This window comes from Desulfobacula sp. (assembly GCF_021107415.1).
Map to the genome: position 1 here is coordinate 1 of NZ_JAIOSW010000402.1, position 3,093 is coordinate 3,093.

Below are 3,093 nucleotides of genomic sequence, written 5' to 3' on the forward strand. Positions count from 1 at the left end.
AGTCTTTCAGAGCCAACATTACGTTCAGGCAAGGAGCCTAATAAGGCCTCGGTATAAGGGTGTCTGGGAGATGTAAAAATATTATTCGCACTGTTTTTTTCCACCACCTGACCGGCATACATAACGATCACATCTTCAACGGTTTCAGCAATGACTGCCATATCATGGGTGATAAGGATCAGAGCCATGTTATTCTTTTTTTGAAGGTCAATCAAAAGATCAAGAATCTGGGCCTGAATGGTCACGTCCAGGGCAGTCGTGGGTTCGTCTGCAATAAGCAGGGTTGGATTACAGGCAATGGCCATGGCAATCATGACCCGCTGGCTGATTCCTCCTGATAACTGATGGGGAAAAGTTTTCAACCGCTCTTCCGCCGCTGGAATACCAACCTGGTTTAATAATTCAATGGCCCTCTGCCGTCGTTGTTTTTTTGATCCGCCCTCATGAATTTTTAAAGTCTCTGTCAACTGAAACTCAACAGTAAAACAGGGGTTGAGGCTTGTCATGGGTTCCTGAAAAATCATGGCAATCTTTTTTCCGGTGATCTTGCGTTTCTTCTTTTTTGACATGTTCAACAGGTCTTGACTCTTGAAAACCAGCTTATCCGCTTCAATGATCCCGGGGTATGGAATCAATCCCATCAGAGCAAGCTGGGTCACACTCTTTCCCGACCCTGATTCTCCAACAATCCCCAGGATTTTTCCCTGGCCCAGAGACAGATCAACACCATCCACTGCCTTGAATCCGTCAAAGTCGACAGAGAGATTATTTATTTCTAATATTTGATTCATAATTTCTTCTTAAATAATATTTTTTATCGCTTCATTTTCGGATCAAGAGCGTCCCTGAGTCCGTCACCTGCCAGGTTAAAGGCAAGCACTGTTAAAAGGATGGCAAGTCCGGGGAAGGTCACTACCCACCAGGCCCTTTGAATAAATTGCAATGCATTGGCCAGCATTGCCCCCCATTCAGGGGTTGGCGGCTGGGCACCTATGCCCAAAAACCCCAGGGCGGCTGCATCAAGAATAGCAGTTGAAAACCCCAGGGTTGCCTGGACAATAAGAGGAGCCATGCAATTTGGAAGCAATACTGCAAACATCATTCTTAAAGGTCCTGAGCCGCAGACTTTTGATGCGGTCACATAATCCTTGCTTTTTTCTGCAATCACTGATGCCCTTGTCAGCCTGACATAGTGGGGCAGCACAACAATGGCGATGGCTAAAATGGCATTTTGCAGGCTGGGACCCAGTATGGCCACAATGGCCAGAGCCAGCAAAAGACTTGGCAGGGCAAGGATAATGTCCATTAACCTCATGATAATGGTTTCATAATACCCGCCGATATAACCGGAAGTCAGGCCGAGAATAATACCGACTGCAAGGGAAATGGTGACAACAATAACCCCCACAAAAAGGCTTAATCTTGAACCGTGGATCAGCCTTGAAAGAATATCTCTTCCCACATCATCGGTACCAAGGATAAATCTGCTGTTTCCGCCATCCATCCAGATGGGCGGCTGCAAAAAGGCATCCCGGTATTGTTCAAACGGATTATGAGGCGCTATAAAATCTGCAAAAATTGCGACCAGAATCGCAAATATAATAAAGAATAACCCAATAACCGCACCCTTGTTCTCGCTGAAATATTTCCAGAATTCCTTTAATGGATGGGGCGGTACTGCATTGTTCCGGGTTATTATTGTAGTTTCACTCATCTTGAATTCCTAACGGGTGTAACGAATACGGGGATTAATAATTCCATAAAGAATATCCACCCCTAGATTTACAAAAATGATTAATGTGGCAATAATAAGAATTCCTCCCTGAATGGACGGGTAATCACGCCGGTTTATGGATTCAAGAATCCATTTTCCCACTCCGGGCCAGGCAAAAATCGTTTCGGTTAAAATTGCACCGGCAAGAAGAACACCGGTTTGAAGACCGATAACCGTAATAACCGGTATCATTGCATTTCTCAAAGCATGTACCATTATAACACGTCCTGGAGACAGGCCCTTGGCTTTAGCAGTTCTGACATAGTCTTCATTTAAAACTTCAAGCATGGAGGACCGTGTCATCCTTGCGAACACTGCCAGAGGGATGGTTCCAAGAACAATGGATGGCAGAATCAAATGGCTCAACGCGGATTTAAAGGCGCCGGGTTCATCAGAGCGGAAGGCATCAATGAGCATAAAACCAGTGTCAGCATCAATCCATAGAAGGGCTGATATCCTGCCTGATACAGGTGTCCATCCCAGATGGACTGAAAAAAACAGGATCATTAAAAGCCCCCACCAGAAAATGGGCATGGAATAGCCTGTCAGAGAAGCTCCCATGACCGTATGGTCAAAAACAGTCCCCCTTTTGACCCCTGCGATAATGCCTGCCGGCAGTCCTAATAACACTGCAAAAATCATGGCACAGAAGGAAAGCTCAAGTGTGGCGGGAAAAAGGGTTAAGAACTCTTTAAAGACGGGTTTTTTCGTTACAAACGACCTGCCCAGATCCCCTTTGAAAACACCACCGATATATCTGAAATATTGCACGTAAAGTGGTTTATCCAGACCCATTTCCGCTTTCATGGCTGCATGCCTTGCAGGGTCAATCCCGCGCTCTCCGGCACGAAGCTCAACCGGATCACCGGGAATCAAATGAATAAGGGAAAAAGTCAGAAGGGTTACACCGATAAAAGCAGGAAAAATATTAAAAAATCTTCTTAAAAAAAATCGAATCATGATGGAATCACATTCTTAATATAAAAGGGGCGGTACAACAAAGGTGTGCTGTACCGCCATTACTCATTAAATAGATCCTTTAATTATTTAAGGTCTACACCATAAAAAATGTGTCCGCCAAAAGGATCAATTTTAAAATCAACTACTTTTTTACTCATGGGTTTATAAACAATTGAATGGGCAATGGTTACCCAGGGAGCCTGTTCTTTGAAGATAACCTGGGCTTCTTCATAGAGTTTTGTTCTTTCTGCAATGTCTGAAACCTGTTTTGCCTTCATGAGAAGATCATCAAAAGGTTTGTAGCACCATTGCGCTCTATTGGAGGCGCCCACTGCATCGCAGCCTAAAAGAACGGCAAG

The 3,093-nt window shown here is 44.6% G+C and carries 3 protein-coding genes and 1 pseudogene; all 4 read right to left on the reverse strand.

Annotated elements, in window-relative coordinates; translation table 11 throughout:
* Positions 1-791 (reverse strand): ABC transporter ATP-binding protein (locus K8S13_RS20405; RefSeq protein WP_291465489.1); only part of this gene is annotated, 791 nt, incomplete at its 3' end.
* A gap of 23 nt (positions 792-814) precedes the next feature.
* Complete coding sequence (gene dppC, locus K8S13_RS20410) at positions 815-1,714, reverse strand: dipeptide ABC transporter permease DppC (RefSeq protein ID WP_291465491.1); 900 nt, start codon at positions 1,712-1,714, stop codon at positions 815-817.
* Positions 1,715-1,723: 9 nt separating this feature from the next.
* On the reverse strand, positions 1,724-2,734 hold the full coding sequence (locus tag K8S13_RS20415) for an ABC transporter permease subunit (RefSeq protein WP_291465494.1): 1,011 nt from the start codon (positions 2,732-2,734) through the stop codon (positions 1,724-1,726).
* An 83-nt stretch (positions 2,735-2,817) separates the two neighbouring features.
* Positions 2,818-3,093, reverse strand: a pseudogene (locus K8S13_RS20420) (ABC transporter substrate-binding protein); the annotation flags it as partial.

Coding starts and splice junctions, on each gene's coding strand:
- dppC (WP_291465491.1), bottom strand. CDS start 1,714: ATGAGTGAAACTACAATAATAACCCGGAACAATGCAGTACCGCCCCAT.
- K8S13_RS20415 (WP_291465494.1), bottom strand. CDS start 2,734: ATGATTCGATTTTTTTTAAGAAGATTTTTTAATATTTTTCCTGCTTTT.